The following is a 3,861-nucleotide window of genomic DNA, read 5'->3' as shown; positions in this document are numbered from 1 at the left end:
GGGTCTGTTACCTTAATGCTTGAGGATCGTAATCTGCTTGCTAAAGATGAAGCCCAAAGGGCAAAGTCGGTGCAATATGTAAAAGATGTTGTCCGAATGGTAAAAGAGCTTGATGGACATATGGTTTCTGTAGTACCTGGCACTGTCGGAAAAATAGTTCCCGATGGCAGGCCAGAGGAAGAGTGGCAATGGGCCGTTGATTCTCTAAAAGAAGTCTATGAGTATACAGAACAATCGGGTATATTAATTGGAATAGAACCCATTAACAGATTCGAAACATATTTCATTAACAGGGGAGATCAAGCCTTGGCATTGGCTCAAGCTGTTGGGCCTAACTGTGGGGTTTGTCTGGATACCTTTCATATGAATATTGAAGAGATTGATATGTTCGAAACCATCAGAAGAGCAAAAGGCAAACTGATCGGCTTTCACGTTGCTGATAACAACAGAATGGCACCCGGAATGGGTAATTTGAACTGGAGCAAAATAATTGACACACTTCATGAGGTAGGATATAATGAAGTACTTTCGGTAGAATTTTGCGCTCCGTTAGATCGTACTCCAGCCAACCCTTATCCGAATTCTATTGATGAAAATCCAATAGATCTATCTCCAGAGCAAAAGAAATTTTTGGAAGACCATGGCAGTACTTCAGTTTCTGAAGAATTTTATACCATGCTTACACGCAAATCTTTTGATACCTTATCTAACCTTATTAATCACACAAAATAAACCTAAATGAAAATAACAAATGTAGAAGCGTTTTGGTTACGCTGTCCCATTCCGAAAGAAAAGCAACACTTTTCTGATTATGGCTTGCTAACCAATTTTGATATGACCCTTGTTGTGATAACAACAGAAGATGGCCTTCAGGGTTTTGGAGAAGCTAAAGCAGCAGTAGGATCCTCGGGCGTATGCGCCTCAATTGTAAGTTGCATAGAAAATGAGCTTAAACCTATTTTGATAGGGAAAGACGCAAAAAATATAAACCGTATCTGGGAAGAAATGTATAATGGTACACGTGATCATTATGCACTTACAAGAGGCCGCAGATTTCCAATTCTTGGACGAAGAGGACTTACCGTGTCGGCAATGAGTGGTATAGATACTGCTTTGTGGGATTTGAAAGGTAAGGCACTCGGTGTTCCGGTAATGGATTTACTAGGTGGTGCTTGTCGCGATCAGATGCCTGCTTACGCAAGCGGTGGCTGGGCAGATGCCGAAAACATTGGCGCACAATTAAACGGTTATGTAGCTAAAGGATTTAATGCAGTAAAAATGCGTGTTGGTATTATGGACCAAACTGTTCAGAATAGTATCGATAGGGTAAAAGCTGCCAGAAAAGCCTTAGGACCAAACATTAAACTTATGGCTGATGCACATGGAACCTTTAGTGTGCCAGAGGCTAAACAGTTTTGCAGAGGAGTAGAAGATTGTAATCTGTACTGGTTCGAAGAACCTATTAGTCCTGATAACAGACATGGAACTGCAGAGGTAAGAGCTTCGACAGCTATTCCGATAGCAGCAGGAGAAAGTGAATACACCAGCTTTGATATTCGTGATCTGCTTGAAGTAAGAGCGCTCGATGTGATTCAGCCTGATGCTGCTATCATAGGCGGTATTTCAGAAACTATGCGTGTTGGGCATCTGGCAAGCGTTAATCAGCTAGAACTGGCTCCGCATTGCTGGGGATCGGCTTTTTCTTTTATGGCAGGCTTAAATGTAGCATTCGCATCTCAGGCGGCAACAATAATTGAGTTTTCTTTAGGAGGAAACCCAATGATGTATGAGTTGGTAAAAGAACAGATTGAAGTTAAAGATGGCGTAATTGGCGCTCCAACAGCTCCTGGCTTAGGATTAACACCTAACTGGGATTTCGTAAAGGAATTCAAACAGAAAGTTTAAAGAGGTAATTAAATTGTATTTATAAATTTTTACATATGGCACGTGCACTAAAAATTAATCACGTTACACTAATTGTAGACAACCTGGAGAAAGCAGGAGAATTCTATCAAAATGAACTAGGTTTAGAACCACTTGCAGCATTTAGGTTCGACTACCCTGTAATGTTTTTTAAATTTAATGATGAACAGCAATTACATCTTTCCGAATGGGAAGATACCACTTCCTTCCGTGGACATATCTGCGTACAGGTTGATGACTTTAACAGCATTTTCTTCCGCATGAAAGAACTTAATGTTATTGACGTTAAGCCTTGGGGTAAGGTTAGGCAACTGCCTGATGGCGCCATGCAAATGTTTGTACGCGATCCTGCAGGCAACCTGGTAGAAATTTCCTCGACACCGGGAGGTGAAGTAGATCCATTGATATTTAAGGATGAGTTTTATGAAGAGGGTTTGTATGTTTCAAACAGAAATGATTTTAGAGGATTCAGATCTGATGATGCCACCTTATATCATAAATAGCTAATGAAAAAGAGCGTTTTATTGCTTGAAACTATTGATGATGATGCATTAAAAATCCTTCAGGATCATGTAAACGTATTTACCGGATATGATGATGCTTCTTTAACAGCTGTTTTAAAAAATCAAGAGATTCATGCCGTAATTACCCGTGGTAAGGGTCAAATAAATAAATCATTAATGGAAGCCATTCCAGCCTTGCAGGTTGCTGCAAGGTGTGGGGTTGGTTTAGATAATGTTGATGTGCAGGAGGCTACTGCCAGAAATATCATGGTGATAAATGCACCTGGTTCAAATGCAGCAACTATTGCCGAGCATACTTTATCGTTAATGTTGATGCTGATGCGCAACATGTACGAATCTGTTGCTCAGGTTAAACAAGATAACTGGAATTGGCGCAATCAATACGCTGGTGATGAGTTAAATGGAAAAACACTTGGTGTTTTGGGAATGGGGAATATAGGCAAACGTGTAGCTAAACTTGGCGAGGCATTTGGAATGAAAGTTCTGTATTGGAGCAGATCAAAGCAGGATCTTCCATATACCTATTTGTCAATGGATGAGGTGTTAGCACAATCGGATGTACTTAGTCTTCATTTACCATTTACTAAGGAAACAGGTACAATAATAGGAGCAGAACAATTGGCTTTAATGAAACCTGATTCTTTATTGATTAACACTGCCAGGGGCGCGTTAATTGATCATGAAGCTCTTTTAAATGCACTTAATAAGCAAAGGATTTCAGGGTTTGCAGCTGACGTGTTACCTGAAGAACCTCCTGTTCCGGGTTTCCCGATATTGCATCATTCCCGTGCACTTGTTACGCCACATTCTGGAAGCCTTACGGCTTCAACATATAGGCAAATGTGTGTGCTTACCGTGAAAAATGTGGTAGCAGTACTTACAGGCGAAAAAGCAGATGCCAAAAGCATATTCAATTTTAGCGCGCTTAATGATCGCGTTTGAAAGTAATCTTCATTCTGTTACTGTTTACGTCATTCTGAAACTTAAATCGCACACCGTCATCTCGACGATAGGAGAGATCTCTCCTATCGTCGAGATGACGAGAGCATTAACGAGTGTTTAATTTACTGGGGCTATTTCTCCAATGGATGTTGTTTTAACAGCTCAGCCGGAGAATAAAAACCTGTTTTAGCTTTCGTTGCATTGCGCACCTGCTTAACTTTTGCAGGAGAAATAGCTGATGCCTGATTACCGAATGAGTTTCTCACATAAGTAAGTACCGCAGCTACCTCTTCATCTTTTAGCATACCTCCAAAAGGAGTCATTGGTACTTGTCCACTATATTTTTTACCTTTAATTTCAATTGGTCCCTGTAAGCCTTTTAGTACCAGCTTAATTAAGCGGTCCTGATTTCCCGTAACCCATTTTGATCCTGTAATTGGAGGAAATCCAGATGATGGCAAACCGGCAAACC

At 40.6% G+C, this 3,861-nt stretch carries 5 protein-coding genes; 4 read left to right on the top strand and 1 reads right to left on the bottom strand.

Annotated features, from left to right (window positions below; genetic code table 11):
- The 4 genes from AC1DG9_RS24665 to AC1DG9_RS24650 all read left to right on the top strand — a co-directional run.
- Positions 1-732 (top strand): TIM barrel protein (locus tag AC1DG9_RS24665; RefSeq protein WP_477635427.1); only part of this gene is annotated, 732 nt, incomplete at its 5' end.
- Between the two features lie 6 nt (positions 733-738).
- Positions 739-1,905: a mandelate racemase/muconate lactonizing enzyme family protein gene (locus tag AC1DG9_RS24660; protein WP_288879497.1), complete on the top strand. Its 1,167-nt coding sequence runs from the start codon at positions 739-741 to the stop codon at positions 1,903-1,905.
- 35 nt (positions 1,906-1,940) lie between these two features.
- Positions 1,941-2,426 (top strand): VOC family protein, encoded by a 486-nt coding sequence (locus AC1DG9_RS24655; RefSeq protein ID WP_048905166.1) that lies wholly within the window; start codon positions 1,941-1,943, stop codon positions 2,424-2,426.
- A gap of 3 nt (positions 2,427-2,429) precedes the next feature.
- Entirely contained in the window at positions 2,430-3,389 is a 960-nt protein-coding gene (locus AC1DG9_RS24650) for a 2-hydroxyacid dehydrogenase (RefSeq protein ID WP_288879494.1), read from the top strand.
- Between the two features lie 131 nt (positions 3,390-3,520).
- On the opposite strand, the gene AC1DG9_RS24645 is transcribed toward AC1DG9_RS24650, so the two are convergent.
- A partial coding sequence (locus tag AC1DG9_RS24645) for a c-type cytochrome (RefSeq protein ID WP_477635426.1) occupies positions 3,521-3,861 on the bottom strand: 341 nt, incomplete at its 5' end.

The sequence above is a fragment of the Pedobacter sp. 05L430 genome, from assembly GCF_056397585.1.
The sequence above is the reverse complement of the archived record's forward strand: the minus strand, read 5'-3'. Positions and strand labels throughout refer to the sequence as shown.